General features: G+C 64.9%; 19 protein-coding genes. 11 read left to right on the top strand and 8 right to left on the bottom strand.

Annotation, left to right across the window (positions count from 1 at the left end):
• Positions 1–70 precede the first annotated feature (70 nt).
• From AB7535_RS18705 to AB7535_RS18685, 5 genes are all read right to left on the bottom strand, one after another.
• Entirely contained in the window at positions 71–529 is a 459-nt protein-coding gene (locus AB7535_RS18705) for a PEGA domain-containing protein (protein WP_092193127.1), read from the bottom strand.
• A gap of 122 nt (positions 530–651) precedes the next feature.
• Entirely contained in the window at positions 652–2,073 is a 1,422-nt protein-coding gene (locus AB7535_RS18700) for an MFS transporter (protein ID WP_439036741.1), read from the bottom strand.
• A 183-nt stretch (positions 2,074–2,256) separates the two neighbouring features.
• A complete protein-coding gene (locus tag AB7535_RS18695; protein WP_439036740.1) occupies positions 2,257–3,282 on the bottom strand; it encodes an aldo/keto reductase in 1,026 nt (341 codons plus the stop codon).
• 116 nt (positions 3,283–3,398) lie between these two features.
• Positions 3,399–3,635: a hypothetical protein gene (locus AB7535_RS18690; protein WP_259257235.1), complete on the bottom strand. Its 237-nt coding sequence runs from the start codon at positions 3,633–3,635 to the stop codon at positions 3,399–3,401.
• 99 nt (positions 3,636–3,734) lie between these two features.
• Positions 3,735–4,691, bottom strand: coding sequence for a helix-turn-helix domain-containing protein (locus AB7535_RS18685; protein WP_135216955.1), 957 nt, complete (start codon positions 4,689–4,691; stop codon positions 3,735–3,737).
• A gap of 196 nt (positions 4,692–4,887) precedes the next feature.
• Between AB7535_RS18685 and AB7535_RS18680 the strand changes: the two genes are divergently transcribed.
• Together AB7535_RS18680 and AB7535_RS18675 are read left to right on the top strand one after the other, a co-directional pair.
• Positions 4,888–5,904: a carbon-nitrogen hydrolase family protein gene (locus AB7535_RS18680; RefSeq protein ID WP_071917400.1), complete on the top strand. Its 1,017-nt coding sequence runs from the start codon at positions 4,888–4,890 to the stop codon at positions 5,902–5,904.
• Positions 5,905–5,932: 28 nt separating this feature from the next.
• Positions 5,933–6,973 (top strand): phenylacetaldoxime dehydratase family protein, encoded by a 1,041-nt coding sequence (locus tag AB7535_RS18675; protein WP_439036739.1) that lies wholly within the window; start codon positions 5,933–5,935, stop codon positions 6,971–6,973.
• Here the strand turns inward: AB7535_RS18675 and AB7535_RS18670 are convergent.
• Entirely contained in the window at positions 6,970–7,608 is a 639-nt protein-coding gene (locus AB7535_RS18670) for an HAD family hydrolase (protein ID WP_439036738.1), read from the bottom strand. The genes AB7535_RS18675 and AB7535_RS18670 overlap by 4 nt on opposite strands.
• A gap of 298 nt (positions 7,609–7,906) precedes the next feature.
• Here AB7535_RS18670 and AB7535_RS18665 point away from each other — a divergent pair, with 298 nt between their 5' ends.
• From AB7535_RS18665 to AB7535_RS18645, 5 genes are all read left to right on the top strand, one after another.
• Positions 7,907–8,101, top strand: a complete 195-nt coding sequence (locus AB7535_RS18665; RefSeq protein WP_063982774.1) for a hypothetical protein — start codon at positions 7,907–7,909, stop codon at positions 8,099–8,101.
• A gap of 419 nt (positions 8,102–8,520) precedes the next feature.
• Positions 8,521–10,806, top strand: a complete 2,286-nt coding sequence (locus tag AB7535_RS18660) for a glycosyltransferase family 4 protein (RefSeq protein WP_439036737.1) — start codon at positions 8,521–8,523, stop codon at positions 10,804–10,806.
• 34 nt (positions 10,807–10,840) lie between these two features.
• Positions 10,841–12,139, top strand: coding sequence for a glycoside hydrolase family 130 protein (locus tag AB7535_RS18655; protein ID WP_439036736.1), 1,299 nt, complete (start codon positions 10,841–10,843; stop codon positions 12,137–12,139).
• Positions 12,140–12,198: 59 nt separating this feature from the next.
• Positions 12,199–12,441 carry a hypothetical protein gene (locus AB7535_RS18650; protein WP_063982778.1) on the top strand — a complete coding sequence of 81 codons (243 nt, stop codon included), beginning with the start codon at positions 12,199–12,201 and terminating at the stop codon, positions 12,439–12,441.
• A 42-nt stretch (positions 12,442–12,483) separates the two neighbouring features.
• Positions 12,484–12,678, top strand: a complete 195-nt coding sequence (locus tag AB7535_RS18645; protein WP_439036735.1) for a hypothetical protein — start codon at positions 12,484–12,486, stop codon at positions 12,676–12,678.
• An 82-nt stretch (positions 12,679–12,760) separates the two neighbouring features.
• On the opposite strand, the gene AB7535_RS18640 is transcribed toward AB7535_RS18645, so the two are convergent.
• Complete coding sequence (locus AB7535_RS18640; RefSeq protein WP_439036734.1) at positions 12,761–13,777, bottom strand: TRAP transporter substrate-binding protein; 1,017 nt, start codon at positions 13,775–13,777, stop codon at positions 12,761–12,763.
• A 21-nt stretch (positions 13,778–13,798) separates the two neighbouring features.
• Here AB7535_RS18640 and AB7535_RS18635 point away from each other — a divergent pair, with 21 nt between their 5' ends.
• The 4 genes from AB7535_RS18635 to tsaA all read left to right on the top strand — a co-directional run bounded on the left by AB7535_RS18635 (position 13,799) and on the right by tsaA (position 16,558).
• The gene (locus tag AB7535_RS18635; protein WP_439036733.1) at positions 13,799–14,839 is read left to right on the top strand and encodes a transglycosylase SLT domain-containing protein; all 1,041 of its coding nucleotides are present in this window, start codon (positions 13,799–13,801) and stop codon (positions 14,837–14,839) included.
• Between the two features lie 108 nt (positions 14,840–14,947).
• Positions 14,948–15,688 carry an AzlC family ABC transporter permease gene (locus AB7535_RS18630; protein ID WP_063982781.1) on the top strand — a complete coding sequence of 247 codons (741 nt, stop codon included), beginning with the start codon at positions 14,948–14,950 and terminating at the stop codon, positions 15,686–15,688.
• Entirely contained in the window at positions 15,685–16,035 is a 351-nt protein-coding gene (locus AB7535_RS18625) for an AzlD domain-containing protein (RefSeq protein WP_439036732.1), read from the top strand. The genes AB7535_RS18630 and AB7535_RS18625 overlap by 4 nt, the downstream gene beginning before the upstream one ends.
• Positions 16,036–16,066: 31 nt before the next feature.
• Positions 16,067–16,558 carry a tRNA (N6-threonylcarbamoyladenosine(37)-N6)-methyltransferase TrmO gene (gene tsaA / locus AB7535_RS18620; protein ID WP_014494668.1) on the top strand — a complete coding sequence of 164 codons (492 nt, stop codon included), beginning with the start codon at positions 16,067–16,069 and terminating at the stop codon, positions 16,556–16,558.
• 121 nt (positions 16,559–16,679) lie between these two features.
• On the opposite strand, the gene AB7535_RS18615 is transcribed toward tsaA, so the two are convergent.
• Positions 16,680–17,108, bottom strand: coding sequence for an HIT domain-containing protein (locus AB7535_RS18615; RefSeq protein ID WP_063982784.1), 429 nt, complete (start codon positions 17,106–17,108; stop codon positions 16,680–16,682).
• Positions 17,109–17,149 lie beyond the last annotated feature (41 nt).

Below are 17,149 nucleotides of genomic sequence, written 5' to 3'. Positions count from 1 at the left end.
TGCGAGCGATATGAATTGAAAAGGCCGGCTGAAAAGCCGGCCTTTTTGTTTGCGTGGCGGTCGCGAGGCGCTAGGTGCCGGTGTCGGGCGCAGGCGCTGCCGGCGGCCGCGGCTTCTTCGGCGCGGGTGGCCGTGCGCGGGCAGGGGCTGACGGCTGCATGGTCACGATGACAGGATTCGGCTTGTGATCGGTTGCCGCCCCGGTGGCAGCATCGACGCCCATGCCGACGACACCTCCGAGCAAGAGATTTCCCGCGAAGCCTGCGGCCCCGGAGGTCGGTATGTCCCGGCTGAGCGGCACGATCTGCGGTTCATAGCCTTCCTTCTGGAAGGTGATCGAAATGTCGGCGTTCCGCTTGACGACCACGGAGCACGGCGTCGTGCAGGTGGTCGGAACTTCCATTCCGCTGACGACGGCTTCCACGCCCGACGGTGTCGATGAGATGCTGATGTTTTCGGTCGTGCCACGCGTGACAGACGCGCAGCCGCCCAGCATGACGCTGAGCGCCACAATTCCAAATGAACGCATGAAATGCCCCTTATTCCCCGCGTCAATGAAGCGCAACCGGAGCGGGAGGGCAATACGTCATTGGTCCAGATAGTTAAGCCACGCACAAGTTGCGCGCGAGAGCAGCAGAACCTGGACGTGAGCTATTCGCCGCGCAGGCGCTGGTCGTCCTGTACCCGGACGTGCTCGGCGCCGCGCGCGCCCGCGGGCGACAGCCGCAGCATGCTCAGCACTGCACCGCACAGCGCAAATCCGACGCCGACAAGGAGCGCGATCCTGGTTCCCTCGGTCGGATAGCGGCCGAGCAGCAGCGCCACCAGCGCCGCGCCGGTGGTCTGGCCGAGCAGGCGCGCCGTGCCCAGCATGCCGCTGGCGCCGCCGGCGCGCTCGCGCGGGGCGGCCGCGATCATGGTGCGGTTGTTGGGGGTCTGGAACAGGCCGAAGCCGGCCCCCGCCAGCGCCATCCGCCAGATCACGTCGAGCGGTGTCGGGCTTGCAGGCAGGAAGGCGAGTGCGCCGAGGCCGCCGGCAAACAGCGTGAGCCCGATGCCGCCGAGCAGGCCGGCCGGGTAATGCTCGACCAGGCGGCCGGCGAGCGGGGCTGCGAACGCCACCGCGATCGGCCAGGGCGTGATCAGAAGTCCCATATGCACGGCGGAATAGCCGAAGCGGCTCTGGAGGTAGAAGGGGATCGCGACGAAGGCCAGCATCTGTCCGCAGAACGAGGCGATCGAGGTGGCAATCGACAGCGCGAATACCGGAATACGCAACAGGTCGACCGGCAAGAGCGGCGAGGTCATGTGGGTTTCGCGGTAGATCAGCAGTGCGCCCGCGACGATGGCGATGGCGAATTGAACGAGACAGGTGACGGCGGCCTCGCCATGACCGACGCTGTCGACGGCCGCGATGCCGACGCCGAAGGTGATCGCGGACAGCCCTGCGCTCTGCCAGTCGAAGGAATGGCCAGCGGGTTTTGTGTGCGGCAGGCTGCGCAGGCCGAGCACCAGCGTCACCGCACCCAGCGGGACGTTGATGGCGAACAGCCAGGGCCAGGTTCCGACCGCCAGGATGCCCGCGGCGAGCGTCGGGCCGACCGCGGCCGAGAAGGCGACGACGAGCGCGTTGATCCCGATGCCGCGACCGAGCTGGCTGCGCGGGTAGGTGAAGCGCACCAGTGCCGCGTTGACGCTCATGATGCCGGCCGCGCCAAAGCCCTGGATGATGCGCGCGATCGTCAGCAGCGGTAGCGTATGCGCCAGCGCGCAGAAGGCGGATGCGAGCGTGAACAGTACGAGCCCGGCCAGATAGACGCGGCGATAGCCGACGATCTCGCCGAGCGACGCCAGCGGCAGCAGCGAGATCGTGATCGCGAGCTGGTAGCCGTTGACGATCCAGATCGAGAAGGCCGGGCTCGCATCGAGGTCGGCCGCGATCGTCGGCAGCGCCACGTTGGCGATGGCGCTGTCGACGACCGCCATGATGATGCCGAGCGCAATCGTCAGCACCGCCTGGTTGCGCTGCGGCTGCGGCAGGCCGTCGGCATGCTCGATCGGGGCAGACGACATGATGGAGGCGCGCCTGATTGGAGCGGTGATTCATCCCCGGATTAGGAAATTGCAGGATGGATCGCAACCCGGCAGGACCCGGACGGTTCCTGTGCCGGAAGCAGGCCTTCCGGCACAGGAAAACGGGTCGGGACCGCTTTCGCGAGGGCTCGGGGAGCCGAGCGGTCGGGCAGTTGGCCGTCGCTACACCGCCGGCGGATTGCGGTCGGTGAAGGTGGTGCGCTGGTGCCAGTAGGGATAGGGCAGCGTCACCTTGCTCGCGGCATCGAGCTTTGCGATCTGGTCCTTGGTCAATGTCCAGCCGACCGCGCCGAGATTTTCGCGCAGCTGCGTCTCGTTGCGCGCGCCGATGATCAGCGTCGAGACCGTCGGACGCTGGAGCAGCCAGTTCAGCGCGATCTGGGAGACGCTCTTGCCCGTCTCCTGGGCGACCTCGTCGATCGCCTCGACGACGCGATAGACGTGCTCATCGGGCACGGGCGGGCCGAAATCGGCGGTCTTGGGCAGGCGACTGACCTCGGGCTTCGGCTGGCCGCGGCGGATTTTTCCGGTGAGGCGTCCCCATCCGAGCGGTGACCAGACCACGGCGCCCAGCCCTTGGTCGAGACCGAGCGGCATCAGCTCCCATTCGTAGTCGCGCCCGATCAGGGAATAGTAGGTCTGGTTGGCGACGTAGCGTGGGAAGCCATGCTTGTCGGCAACCGAGAGCGACTTCATCAGGTGCCAGCCCGAAAAGTTGGAGACGCCGACGTAGCGGATCTTGCCGGCGCGCACGAGCACGTCGAGAGTCGCAAGCACCTCTTCAGGCGGGGTGAACGCGTCGAAGCCGTGAAGCTGGAACAGGTCGATGTAATCGGTGCCGAGCCGGCTCAGAGAACCGTCGATGGCCGCGAGCAGATGCTGCCGCGACGAGCCGATGTCGTTGGGCCCATCGCCGAAGCGGAAGGTGGCCTTGGTCGAGATCAGAACCTTGTCGCGGCGGCCCTTGATGGCCTCGCCGAGGACGCGCTCGGATTCGCCGAGCGAATAGACGTTGGCAGTGTCGAACATCGACACCCCGGCATCGAGGCAGATATCCAGAAGGCGCCGCGCCTCGGCCGCGTCCGTCGTACCCCACGCAGCAAGGCGGCCGACGCCGCCGAAGGTGCCTGTTCCCAGGCTCAAAGCGGGCACCATGAGGCCGGATCGGCCCAAGCGTCGGTATTCCATCGATATGCTCCTCGGCTGGCCGCTGGTTGATCGATGCGGCCTTGGGGTGCGATGGTAATGCAAGCGCGGGCCGCGTCCTATCACGCGCTCACATACCGGCCTTGCTCGGGAATGGCCTAGTCGTGCAGACGCATGTCATCGAATGCTGCATCGGCAAGGCGCGCGCCTGGCGTCTTCACCGATGACTGAACCTCGATCCTGGTTGCGGGCGAGGGGAAGCAGGCGGCTTCGCCGTCACGCGCCTGCCGCGGCAGCAGCGTCAGGCCCCAGCCCACCAGGACCAACACCGCGAGCCTGATCGCGATCACACCCAGCAACAGCTCCGATCCGCTTATGGTGGCGTGAGTCCTCATGCACGCCAGCCTGATGCGCGCAGCCGGACAAGGCAATCTGGAATTGACGAGCCTTGCCTTCGCCTGCAGCGAAGGCTCGAGGTGATAGCTGGCTGGATGTCAGTGCCGCAACTGGCTCTGCCTGAAGTCGCGTGGCGACATTCCGAAATGCTCGCGGAAAACGCGGCCGAAATGCGAGAGATCGTTGAAGCCCCAGGCGAAGGCGATCTCGCTGACATGGCGATGGGCCAGCACGGGCGAGGCGAGGTCACGCCGGCATTGGGCCAGACGCTCGGCAAGCACGTGGCGCTGGAACGAGGTATCCTCGTCGGCGAGGAGATCGTTCACATAGCGCGGCGAGATGCCGAGTGCAGCAGCGGCCTCCGACAGCGAGAGGTCGGGATCCGCCAAATGAGCGCGGATATGGGCCTTCAGGCGATAGAGCAGGGCGGAGCGGTGGGTGGAGGACGGCAGCGATGTCTTGCCGAGCCGTTCGCTCAGCGCCATCGCGAGCAGATCGACGGCCTGCTCTGACAACGCCGCAGCGTTGTCCGGGGCAAGTCGGTCCGCGCTCTGGCAAAGCCTGAAGATGAAATCATAGGCGAGCCGTTCGAGCGGCACATCGGCGCCGAACGACATCGCGGTGAGCGTCTCGGTGGCGCCGAGCCGGCGCTGCAGCATTTCGCGGGGCACCTTGAAGATCGTTTGCGTGAAGGCGTGGTTGAACTTCAGCTCATAGGGCCGCGTCGTGTCGTAGAGCGCGAACTCGCCCGGATGGATCACGGTCTCGCGGCCGTCCTGCACCACGCCTCCGTCGCCGCGATTGCCGAGCGCAACCAGGACAAAATCCTGATCCGAACGCGCGATGCGGGACGGCGTCCGGAACACGTGCTGGCGGTCGGAGCAGACCTCGGAGCACACGGCCTTGCCGAGCGGGGCCTGCGTGACCGAGCCGCGAAAGGCGCTGCCGAGGTCGGACTTGCAGTCGAGCCCGACGAAGACGTCGCAGACGATGTCCTGCCACAGCGCCAGCCGCCGGTAGCCGGGGCTGCCGTCTGTCGTGAACTGGATTGGCATCGGCAAGCCTCCCTGTCACATCCAGCAAAACCGCATGTAGGCGCAGATCCAGCCAGGCCGAAGGCAAGTCCCGTACCCGTCGGCGATCCCGGCCAGTCGAGTTTTTGTTCCACTGCGGTCGAGCGCCCGGCCGGGTGGCTTGGCCAAATAGACTGCATCGGACGTGGCTTCCGATCAACCGGCAATGGAGGCGGGAATGGGCATCGAACATCCGAAATACAAGGTCGCGGTGGTGCAGGCGGCGCCCGCCTGGCTGGATCTCGACGCCTCGATCGACAAGTCGATCGCGCTGATCAGGGACGCCGCCGAGAAGGGCGCCAAGCTGATCGCCTTTCCAGAGGCCTTCATCCCCGGTTACCCCTGGCACATCTGGATGGACTCGCCGGCCTGGGCGATCGGCCGCGGTTTTGTGCAGCGCTATTTCGACAATTCGCTGTCCTATGACAGTCCGCAGGCCGAGCGCCTGCGCGACGCCGTACGCAAGGCAAAGCTCACCGCCGTGCTCGGCCTGTCCGAGCGCGACGGCGGCAGCCTTTATCTCGCGCAATGGCTGATCGGGCCTGACGGCGAGACCATCGCAAAGCGGCGCAAGCTGCGGCCGACCCATGCCGAGCGCACGGTCTATGGCGAGGGTGACGGCAGCGATCTCGCCGTCCACGCAAGATCGGACATCGGCCGCATCGGTGCATTGTGCTGCTGGGAGCATCTCCAGCCATTGTCGAAATACGCGATGTACGCCCAGAATGAGCAGGTGCATGTCGCGGCCTGGCCGAGCTTCTCGCTCTACGATCCCTTTGCGCCGGCGCTCGGCGCCGAGGTCAATAATGCCGCCTCGCGCGTCTATGCGGTGGAGGGCTCCTGCTTCGTGCTCGCGCCGTGCGCGACGGTCTCGCAGGCCATGATCGACGAGCTCTGCGACCGGCCCGACAAGAACGCGTTGCTGCATGTGGGCGGCGGATTCGCCGCGATCTACGGTCCCGACGGCAGCCAGATCGGCGATAAGCTGGCGCCGGACCAGGAAGGGCTGCTGATTGCCGAGATCGATCTCGGTGCCATCGGTGTTGCCAAGAACGCTGCCGATCCCGCCGGGCATTATTCGCGGCCCGACGTGACGCGGCTCCTGCTCAACAAGAAGCGATACCAGCGTGTCGAGCAGTTCGCGCTGCCGGTCGACACCATTGAGCCCACGGATATCGCGGCGGCGGCGAGCTGATCGCCGGGATCAAGGGGAGGGTACGATCATGGAATCCGCAATTCCTCTGCATCTCGAGACCCAGCGCACGCGCCACAAGCGCGTGCCGGACGATTACCAGCCGCCATATCCGTCGTTCGTGGCGCGCTACCAGCCCGCTGTGAGCCGTGTCGTGATGGCCTATTTCGGTGTGCAGTATCGCGGCGCCGCGCCGGCGGCTGCGACGGCGGCACTCGCCGAGATCGCGGCGCGATTTGCTGCCGAGGGCGGGCCTTCGCATTGGGACCGCGCCCGCTACGTCGACCGCGCCGGTTATGAGACCGTCGTGTCGGTTGCCTATTGGGACGACATCGCGCGCTTCGACACCTGGTTTGCACTGGCGCGCGTGGCCTGGAACGAGAACCGCCGCGAGGGCATCGGCACCTTCATTGAGGTGCTGCGTCCCACGGTCGCCCGGCACGAGACGCTGTTCTCCTCGCTCGACCGGCCCGAGGGCGTGGCCGCAATCGCCGACGGCATGAGCGGCGAGGTGCAGGAGCACGCCTATTGGGGCGGCATGCGCGATCGCATTCCGCTGTCGCAGACCGATCCGATGACGCCGGGCGGCGCGCCGGAATTGGTCCGCGACGGCGCGCGGCTGCGAGTGAAGGCGCATGACAATCTCTGCCTGATCCGCTCCGGGCAGGACTGGAGCGATACGGAGGCATCGGAGCGAAAGCTCTATCTCGACGATGTCGAGCCGGCGCTGCGCGAGGGCATGGATTTCCTGCGCGACGACGGGCTAGCCATCGGATGCTACGCCAACCGCTACATGCAGGTGCTCTCCGCCGACGGCAAAGTGAGCGAAAAGTCCTACGGCCAGAGCTGGTGGAAGAGCCTTGCCGCACTGGAGCGCTGGGCGGAGTCACATCCGACCCACGTCAAGATATTCGGCGCGGCGATGAAATACCTGTCGACGCTCGGGCCGTCGGCAAAGCTGCGGCTCTATCACGAGGTCACGGTGGCCGCCGCGGACGAGCAGTTCTTCGAATATCTGAACTGCCATTCGAAGACCGGCATGCTGGCGGCCGTCGAGACCGTCAGCGCCTAGGCTGCGCAGTGACCGAGCAGTTCGGGATGCGCGGCGCAGATGTGATGCGCGCCGGCATCCCGCAGCTCGGCCTCGCTGCCATAGCCATAGAGCACGCCGATCGCGGTCATGCCGTTGGTGCGGGCGCCGATCACGTCGTGGCTGCGGTCGCCGATCATGATCGCGCTGCCGGGATCGACCTTCGTTTCGTCGAGCGCGTAGCGCAGCAGGTCGCGCTTGTCGACACGCGTGCCGTCGAGCTCGGAGCCGAACACGCGCTCGAAATACGGTTTCAGGCCGAAATGATCGACGATGCGGGTGGCGTAGACCGCGGGCTTGCTGGTGGCGACGAACATACGCTGGCTGGTTGCGGCGATCGTCGCCAGCGTGTCGATGATGCCGGCATAGGCCTCGTTCTCGAACAGGCCGATATCGGCAAATCGCTCGCGATAAAGCAGTAGCGCACGGTCGGCGAGCTCGTCGCTTCCGGTGAGCTTCTTCAGGCTGGCGTGCAGGGGCGGTCCGATGCACCAGGTCAGCTCGTCCTCGCTCGGCACGGCAAGTTCGAGCCGCTCCAGCGCGTATTGGATTGAGCGGGTGATCCCGGGCTTCGGGTTGGTCAGCGTGCCGTCGAGATCGAAGAAGATTGTAGCCATGCCAGTCGTGCCCGTGTTGATACCGCCGTTGTTTGACCTAAACGACGCGGCTGCTCAAGGCAACGCCGCCGCGTCGATGTCGCGTGCCGTTTTTAAGCTCGCTATTGGCAGGGCATAAGCGTAGGGTCCTGCGATCACCGCCCTTCCCATGGCATCCATCGGTGACTGAGGGTCACTAGCGCTCCCGCCGAACGAGGAGGAGCGCGCATGCCTCGCTTTAATCTGGCCGACTGGATCGTGCCGCCGGTGATCGTCCCGCTGTTTCTGTTGCTCCTGGTGGCCGCTGCGGCTTTTCTGCATGGATAGGACGCCGCTCCAATATCTGGTGAGCGGACGCGATCAAAGCGGCTACGTCAGCCTGGCCCGCACCACGACGGCCGCCGCTCTGAAGAAGGCGAGGGAGCTGTTGCAGGAAGGCTATGTCGACGTGCGGATATGCACGCCGCAGGGCCGGGTTCTGCTGTCTGACGAGTTCGACCAGTTCGAGGCATGAGGAGCGCAGGGGCGTCAAACGGCGCGCCCGGATCCTCCGCGAGGAACGATACCCGTATGAAAATGCTTATTGTCGCATTGGCGCTTGGCACATTCGTGCAAAGCGCAGTCGCGAAAGAGAAAGAGCCGGACTGCCGCGCAATCGAGAGCACGAGCGGACGGCTCGCATGCTACGACGCTGCGTTTCCGCCGAAACCGAAGCAACCCACTGCTGCCGAACAAGACGCCGCGCGGGCTGCCTACAAGGACCCCTTCATTGCGGAAGAGGCCAGAACCGCAGCGAAGCTGAAGAATATCTGTCGCGGCTGTTGAGGTTTGCAATCAAGCAGCGCGTGGCAGGGGTGACGGACGACAGAAATCGCCGGCGCGTCCGCCCGCCGTGCACGCTCCGACATCAAGCGAAATCATAGAGGTGCCGACATGACGCCGCTCCGCCGTATCGCCGTGATCGGCAACTCGCTGCCTCGACGATGCGGAATTGCGACCTATACGACCGACCTGAAGAACGCGATATCGATTTCGCGCCAGGATCTGGAGACCTGCATCGTGGCAATGACCGATCGCGGTCAAGCCTATGATTATCCTCCGGCGGTCGCGTTCCAGATCAAGGACGGCAATATCGAAGACTACATGCGGGCCGCGGATTTCCTCAATGCCGGCCGGTTCGATGCCGTGTGTTTGCAGCACGAGTTCGGGATTTTCGGTGGTGAGGCCGGGGCCCATATCCTCGTGCTGTTGTCCCGCCTTGCCATGCCGGTGGTGACGACGTTCCATACCGTGCTCGCCGATCCGACACCTGCGCAGCGGACGGTCATGGAGCGCATCGTCGAGGCGTCGTCGAAGGTCGTGGTGATGGCCAATAAGGGCCGCGAACTGCTGCGCGACGTCTACCGGGTGGCCGATGACAAGATCGAGGTCATCGCCCACGGCATTCCGGATGTCGCCTTCGTCGAGCCTGATGCAGCGAAGGCCAAGCTTGGATTTGAGCAAAAATCGGTCATCCTGACATTCGGCCTGTTGTCACCGAACAAGGGCATCGAAATCATGATCGACGCCATGCCGTCGATTCTGAAGCGCTGCGCGAATGCGGTGTATGTCGTGCTTGGCGCAACGCACCCCAACCTGGTCCGAAACCAGGGCGAGGCCTATCGCGAGAGCCTGGTGGCGCGGGTGCGCGAACTCGGAATTGACGACCACGTGGTGTTCTTCGACCGGTTCGCGGATCTCGCCACGCTGCTCGAATTCATCTCGATGTGCGACGTCTATGTCACGCCCTATCTCAACGAGGCCCAGATGACCTCGGGAACCCTGGCCTACAGCTTCGGATTGGGGAAGCCGGTCGTCTCGACGCCTTACTGGCACGCCCGCGAGCTGCTTGCCGACGGGTGCGGCGTGCTGGTGCCTTTCAGCGACGCCGCGGCGATCGGCAACGAGATCGCAGGCCTGCTGACCGACGACGCCCGCCGGCAGGCGATGTCGCGGCGCGCCTATGCGGCGAGCCGGATGATGACATGGGAGCGGGTGGCCGAGCGCTACGTGTCCGTCTTCGAGAATGTACGGCAAGGCCATCGGCTTAAGCTCTTCGCGGGCTCGGACATGAATGTGCCGGAGCCACGTAGCGCCGCATCGCCCGATATGCAGATCGGCCATTTCCTGTCGATGTGCGATGATGTCGGCCTGTTCCAGCATGCGGTCCATTCGGTGCCGGATCGCGCGCACGGCTATTGCGTCGACGACAATGCCCGAGCGCTGCTGCTGGCCTGCGCCCTCAATGGTCCAGGCGAACAGCCGCTGTCGGAAATCCTGACGAGCCGGTTTGCGGCATTCGTGCAGCACGCCTGGAATCCCGACACCGGGCAATTTCGCAACTTCATGGGGTTCAATCGAACCTGGCTTGAGGACAGAGGGTCGGAAGACAGTCACGGGCGGACGCTATGGGCTTTGGGCGAGGCTGCACGCAGAGACGCGAGCCCGGCCCGGCGCCTGTGGGCCGCTGCTTTGTTCGCCCAGGCATTGTCGATCGCGGCGAGCTTTCGTTCGCCCCGCGCATGGGCATTCATGCTGCTGGGCTTGGACGCCTATTGCGCTGTAGCTCCGGACGATCTCCACGCCAGGGACGTCCGGCATTCCCTTGCCGGCAGGTTGATGACCTGTCTGGCGTCGGTCGAGACGTCTGACTGGGTGTGGTTCGAGGAAGGGCTGGCCTACGACAACGCGCGGCTGCCGCAGGCGCTGATCCTCACAGGCATGGCGACGCAGGCGCCCCAATATCTCGATGCCGGATTGAGGTCTCTGCGCTGGCTCATGACGCAGCAGACGACCGCGGCAGGGCATTTCCGGCCGGTCGGCACCGCCGGCTTCGGCGAGCGGCGGCAACATCCCCGTGCGTTTGATCAGCAGCCCGTGGAGGCAACGGCGACGATCGCCGCCTGCCTCGCTGCGTGGCGTGCCGACGGCGATGCCGAATGGAAAGCCATGGCAACTCGGGCCTTCGCCTGGTTCCTCGGCAGCAACGATCTCTCAGTGGCGCTGGTCGATCCGCTCACTGGCAGTTGCCGGGATGGTTTGCACGCTGATCGCGCCAACGAAAACCGCGGAGGCGAGTCCGTTGTTTGCTATCTCCTCGGGCTTGCTGAGATGCGCCAGCTTGCGCGCGTCAACCCGAGCTTGACGAGGCCCACAGCCTTGCGCGCCGTGAGCGCCTGAACTTCATCTTTTCATTCAGCACGCCGAGGATACCGTGTCACAAGCTTCTTTCCTGAACCGGCAGGGGCTTAATCTGCGCCCCGATCCAGCGCGAGTCATCGTGCGGCCCTTCAAGCCGGCAACCGAACCCCGCGACCTGAACCCGACCGACAAGATGCGTGCAAATCATATCGTCGACCGGGTTCTGGCGCTCAGTTCGGAGGCCGTTGCAGTTCAGCTTGCGGATGTGCTCGACAATTTCCAGGGGCGACATCGTAACCTCCTAGAGCGGTTCGAGACCCGAGCGGATGAAATGGAGGACGCTTTCGCCACGCATGGCGTCTTCTCGAAGACGCAGCGCCAGCTGATTGGTGCCTATTTTCTCAGTGAGTATTCGTTCGAAGCCTCTGCCTTGTTCAACCCCAGCATCGTCCCGCACCCCGATCAATCGGGGGCACCGAAGGGAGGTTCGCGATTCATCGTCAGCCTCCGGGCCATCGGCGAGGGGCATGTGTCGTCACTGACGTTTCGCACCGGAACGATTGCGGCTGACGGAAGCCTGGCCGTCGATCCGACGGCGCGCCTTGCCTCGGTCCCCCGGATCAGCCATCGCGTATCCGGATCAGACGGCGACCGTGTGGAATTGGTGTTCAGGCCCGAGGAAGACCTCAGCGAGCGGGTCATCTTTCCCGTGACCGAATCCCAATCCAACGGGATCGAGGATGCGCGCTTCGTCAAATTCAACGACGGCGATCGGGAGATCTACTACGCGACCTATACGGCCTATAGCGGACGTGCGATCCGGTCTGAATTGATCGAGACCAGCGACTTCATGTCGTTTCGGCTAACGCCTTTGCGGGGGTCTGCAGCGAACAACAAGGGCATGGCGCTGTTCCCACGCAAGATCGACGGCCGCTATGCCATGATCGCGCGACAGGACAATGAGAACCTGTATCTGGTCTATTCGGACGACCTCTACACATGGGAGGGCGGCCGGGTGCTTTTGAAACCGCAATTTCCCTGGGAGTTCGTCCAGATCGGCAATTGCGGGGCGCCCATCGAACTTGACGAAGGTTGGCTGCTGCTGACGCACGGTGTCGGCCCGATCCGGAAATACTCGATCGGAGCGGCGCTGCTCGACAAACGCGACCCGTCCAGGGTGCTGGCTCGCTCGGCCGAGCCGCTGCTGCGGCCTGAACCGTCCGAACGCGAAGGGTATGTCCCCAACGTCGTCTATACCTGCGGTGCGATGAGGCACAATGATCAGATCATCCTGCCATATGCCGTGTCGGACACCTTCTCCAGCTTTGCAACGATCAGGATTTCCGCGCTCATCGAAGCGATGCGCGGCTGAGCGCGGCTGTCGCGGTCGTTGACGTCAACTCCGTGTGTCAACAGGTCAGAGGTGCCGTCATGGTGCGCGAAACAACCTACGTGGTGCAGGCGTTCAACGCCGGCAAGGGTGGAAATCTGAAGGCCGACTCTCCCATCGTCTGCAAGTCGGAAAGCGGCGCGCTGCGCACGGCGGAGAGACTGGCCTTGAGCAAACTCGGCGTCGTCGCGTTCTCGTCCAGCGGCGATCCCGAAATGGGTGACTATGACGATGAGCCTACGGTGTTCTTCCGAAAGGGCGAGCTTCCGGCTGGTTTCGACTGAGGCCCTGATCGTGGTCGAGCAGATATTGGCGGAGAGGCACAGATGAACGAGCGACTGGACATATTGAAGAAGGCCCGCGATCGCATGATCGAGGACAGAGACACGCATGCGAAGGTGCTGGCCGCTCCCTTTGATCGCGACAATGCCGAGCGAGCACGGAACAAATTCGTCGAGCTTCAAACGCTGATCGATGCCCTGGACCGCGCAATCAGCACAGAAAAGCCGGCCTCGGCATAGGACCGAAGCGAGTGAAGGGCGGGACTGGCGGACATTTCAACGCAGCACCGCAGTGGCATGCCCGCGGCCGCCACGGCTCGCTCTATTGCTGTCTTGCCCATTCGACGATCGCCGCGGCATCGGCGCCTGCCTGCGTCTCCCAGGTGGTGATCGCGGGCGTTGCCGCTTTCCGAAGTGCGGCGACGAGGGACGCCGGCGCCGGCTCGGCGATGTGGACGGCGTTGTCGCGCATGCGCGCATAGTTTTCGATGGTGCGATGGGTCAATAGCGCGAATTGGCTTTGCTCGGTCTCGGCCGCCGCGGCCAGCACCTCGCGCTGCATCGGCTCGGACAGTTCGGCAAATGCGTCGCTGCGGACGAAGGCGATCGAGACCGGCATCGCGTAGTTGATCGCTGTAAAGTAGGGCAGGAAGTCCCAGAGCTTGCGTCCCGCGCCGCCGTCGCCGGAGGTGAGGAACGCATTCAGCCGGTGCTCCCTGAGGCCAGCGAGTGCCGCGTCCATCGGCAGGAACTGTGCATTCGTGCCGGCCGCGCGCATGACCTCGCCGGAGTTGGCGTCGTAGGCCCGCAAATTCAGTTTCGGCAGGGCGTCGGCGCCTTCCAGCGCATGGTCCGACCAGAGGCCCGTGGCCGGCCAGATCGTGACATAGAGCAGCTTCAGGCCGCGCGCCGCGAGCGCCTTCTCGTAGAGCGGGCGCGCCCGCAGATTGGTGGCGCGGGCGAGGTCGACGGACTGCACCAGAAAGGGCAGGGTGGACAATCCGAGCACCGGGTCGAGGCCCGAAAGCGCGCCCGCGAAGGCGTCGCCGCCGGCGATGCGACCATCCAGCGCGGCGCGCGGCATTTCGCCCGAGTTGATCTTGAGCTCGTTGTCGAAAGCGCTAGCTACGGTCACGAAACCGTTTGTGCGCGCCGCGACACGATCGGCGAAACTGGTGAGCCCGATCCCGGAAATGTTGTTTTGCGGATATTCCGTGGTCATCCGCCAGTTGACTTGCGCCATGGCGGGCGCGGCGGACAGGACGAGGGCTACGAGGACGAGGATCGCGCGGATCCCTGGGGCGGGGCAGCGCATTGGGAGAAGCGGGTCAAACAGCATATATTGGCAACTCGTCGAACCATGGCACGATGCCACAACATGGCAGATCATCTTGTTGCATGCCGCGCCGGAGCACGCCACAGCGATGCTTGGGCACGGCTGACGCGAACTGCATCACTCATCATCGCCGCACTGCTCGTCTCGGCGACACGGGTGGCGGCGTGGGACAGTTCGCCCGCGAAGACCAATATTGCCGTCCCCAGCGTCGAGGAGCTTGCGATGCCACCGGCGAATCCGGTCGCTGCGCGCGAGAGCGATACGCGGGAATCGATCTGCCTGATCGTCGAGGCCGCCGCACGGGATGCCAATCTGCCGCTGGAATTCTTCGCCCGCGTGATCTGGCAGGAAAGCCGATTCCAGGCCGATGCCGTGGGGCCCATGACGCGCAGCGGCGAGCATGCGCAGGGGATCGCGCAGTTCATGCCGGGCACTGCGAGCGAGCGCGGGCTGCTCAATCCCTTCAACCCGGTGCAGGCGCTGCCGAAGTCGGCCGAATTTTTGAACGAGCTGCGCAACCAGTTCGGCAATCTCGGCTTGGCCGCAGCCGCCTATAACGCCGGGCCGCGCCGGGTGCAGGAATGGCTCGCCGGCACCGGCGGCATGCCGGAGCAGACCCGCAACTACGTCTATGCCATCACCGGCACGAGCGTTGACGCGTGGGCCAAGGCGGGAGCGACCGGCAAGGGACCGCCGAGTTCGCCGCCGACGAGCTGCCGCGATCTCATGGCGCTTCTGAAGCGCGCGCCGAATGCCTTTGTCGCCGAGCTCGAACAGCATGTCGAGCTCGCTGCCGCAAAGGTCTGGGGCGTACAACTCGCTGCCGGCTTCGACCGCAACAGGGCGCTGGCGATGTATTCCCGCGCCGTCACACGGCTGACCGCGGTGATCGGCGACCGCGATCCGAGCCTGCTAAGCTCGGTGATGCGCAGCCGCGGTACGCGCGCGTTCTACCAGGTGCGCATCGGCGCGGACACGCGCAGCGAGGCGGATGATCTGTGCAACCGTATCCGCAAGGCGGGCGGGGCGTGCTTCGTGCTGAAGAACCGGGGTGTGAGCGGGTAGGCGCGTCTGCCTGCGCGCGCATGCCAGCCCCGCCGCGCGCTTCCTTGACGCCAGCCACAGCATTGCCCGTTATGCGGGCACGATTCCGCAATCCGGCCAAAGACTCCCGTGGCGCTTCCTCCGCTCGATTCCCCTCAATGGCAAAGTTCCTGGCGCGCGTTTGCGTGGGGGCTGCGTTCGATCACGCAGACGATCCTCACGCTTGTCCTGTTCGCGACCTATCTCGGCATCGGCGCGCTCGCCCATGACACCCATTTCAGCCTGCTCTGGGCGCTCTGCTCGACGCTGTTCGTCTGGGCGGGCCCCGCGCAGATCATTTTGATCACCACGCTCGGCTCCGGCGCGACCATCATCCAATCGGCGATCGCGGTCACCGTCAGCGCGATCCGGCTGTTTCCGATGGTGGTCTCGGTGCTGCCCCTGATGCGCACGCCGACGACCAAGCGGCGCGAGCTGTTCTTCGCCGCGCATCTTACGGCGGTGACACTGTGGGTCGAATGCCATCGCTTCCTGCCGCAAGTGCCGCGCGAGCGGCGCATCGCCTTCGTCAACGGACTTGGTTTTGGTCTGGTCTCCGTGTGTCTCACCGCCAACACGGTCGGCTATTTCCTTGCCGCCAACCTTACGCAGACGCTCGGCGCCGCGATCCTGATGCTGACGCCGCTGTCGTTCCTGTTCTCGACCGCGCGCAACAGTCGCGAGGTCGCCGACGTCGTCGCGCTGACGCTCGGGGTTCTGCTCTATCCGCTGGCCGCGAAGATGAACTCCGGGCTCGACATTCTCGTCAGCGGTTTGGTGGCCGGCACGATCGCTTATGGCGTGCATTGGTGGCGGGAGGTGCGCGCATGAGCTTTGCGCAGCTCATCGGCGACTGGCACGCACTCGTCGTGCTGTTCGTCGCCGGCGTTGTTCCCAACCAGATATGGCGCATGCTGGGCCTGTGGTTCGGCGGCGGCATCGACGAGGGCTCGGAGCTGCTGGTCTGGGTGAGGGCGGTCGCCACCGCCATCCTGGCCGGCGTCATCGCCCAGATCGTGGTGGAGCCGCCGGGGGCGCTCGCCAGCGTGCCGGACCTCTTGCGCTATGGCGCGGTCGGCGCAGGCCTCGTCGCCTTCCTGCTGACCCGCCGCTCGATCTTCGCAGGCGTGGTGACAGGCGAAGTCTTCATGCTGGCCGGAAAGTGGTGGTTAGGCTAAAACCACCGGCGAACAGCAAGGAACGGGAAATATGGTTCGCGAAAACGAGCTCCGCGAGGGTGAGGTCGCCATCGAGCTGCCGTCGACGGAAGATGCCGGCCTCGTCTTCATTGGCCGCATCCGCACGCCCTGGACCTCGCGGATGGAGACGCCGCGACAGGGGCGTCAGGACGGCCCGGTGTGCCGGCTCGAGATCTTCGAGCCGTTCGTGCCGGCCATCAAGGGCGTCGATTTCTACAGCAATCTCGAGGTGCTCTACTGGCTCGACAAGTCGCGCCGCGACATCGTCCTGCAAAGCCCGAAGAACAACGAGAAGACCCGCGGCACGTTTTCGCTGCGCTCACCGGTGCGGCCCAACCCGATCGGCACCTCGATCGTCAAGCTCGTCGGCATCGAGGGCAATGCCATTCTGGTGCGCGGGCTCGACTGCATCGACAATACGCCGCTGATCGACATCAAGCCAGATCGTTGCGAATTCACGCCGCTGGCCGCCCCGCAGGCAGGGGATTTTCAGACGGAGTGAGGGGCGCGCCGCCCTGACCTCGTCATTGCGAGGAGCTCTTGCGACGAAGCAATCCAGACTGTTTCCGCGGAGGCAGTCTGGATTGCTTCGCTGCGCTCGCAATGACGGAGTGTATCTGGCGCTATCCCGCCTTCAGCGCCGCGATCAGCTTGGCCGCATTCTCTTCCAGGACCTTGACGTCTTCCTTGCGGCTGGCGGGCGGCAGCATGGCCACGCCGTCGTGGCGCGGCATCACGTGCATGTGGAGATGAAACACCACCTGGCCGCCGGCGGGCTCGTTGAACTGCTGCACGGTGATGCCGTCGGCCTCGAACGCCTTCATCGCAGCGGCCGCGATCTTGTGCGCGCCGCGGGCGACGTGGGCGTAGTCATCAGGCTTGATGTCGAGGATGTTGCGGGCAGGGGCCTTCGGGATCACCAGCGTATGGCCCGATACCCGCGGCATGATGTCGAGGAAGGCAAACACATGCTCGTCCTCATAGACCTTGTGGCAGGAAAACTCGCCGCGCAGGATCTTCGCGAAGATGTTGTTGGGGTCGTAGGCGGTCATGGCGGCGGCTCCTCGAATTTTGCGCTTACTGTCATCAGCCG

The organism is Bradyrhizobium sp. 956_D2_N1_4 (assembly GCF_052076025.1).
Classification (GTDB): Bacteria; Pseudomonadota; Alphaproteobacteria; order Rhizobiales; family Xanthobacteraceae; genus Bradyrhizobium; species Bradyrhizobium barranii.
The sequence above is the reverse complement of the archived record's forward strand: the minus strand, read 5'-3'. Positions and strand labels throughout refer to the sequence as shown.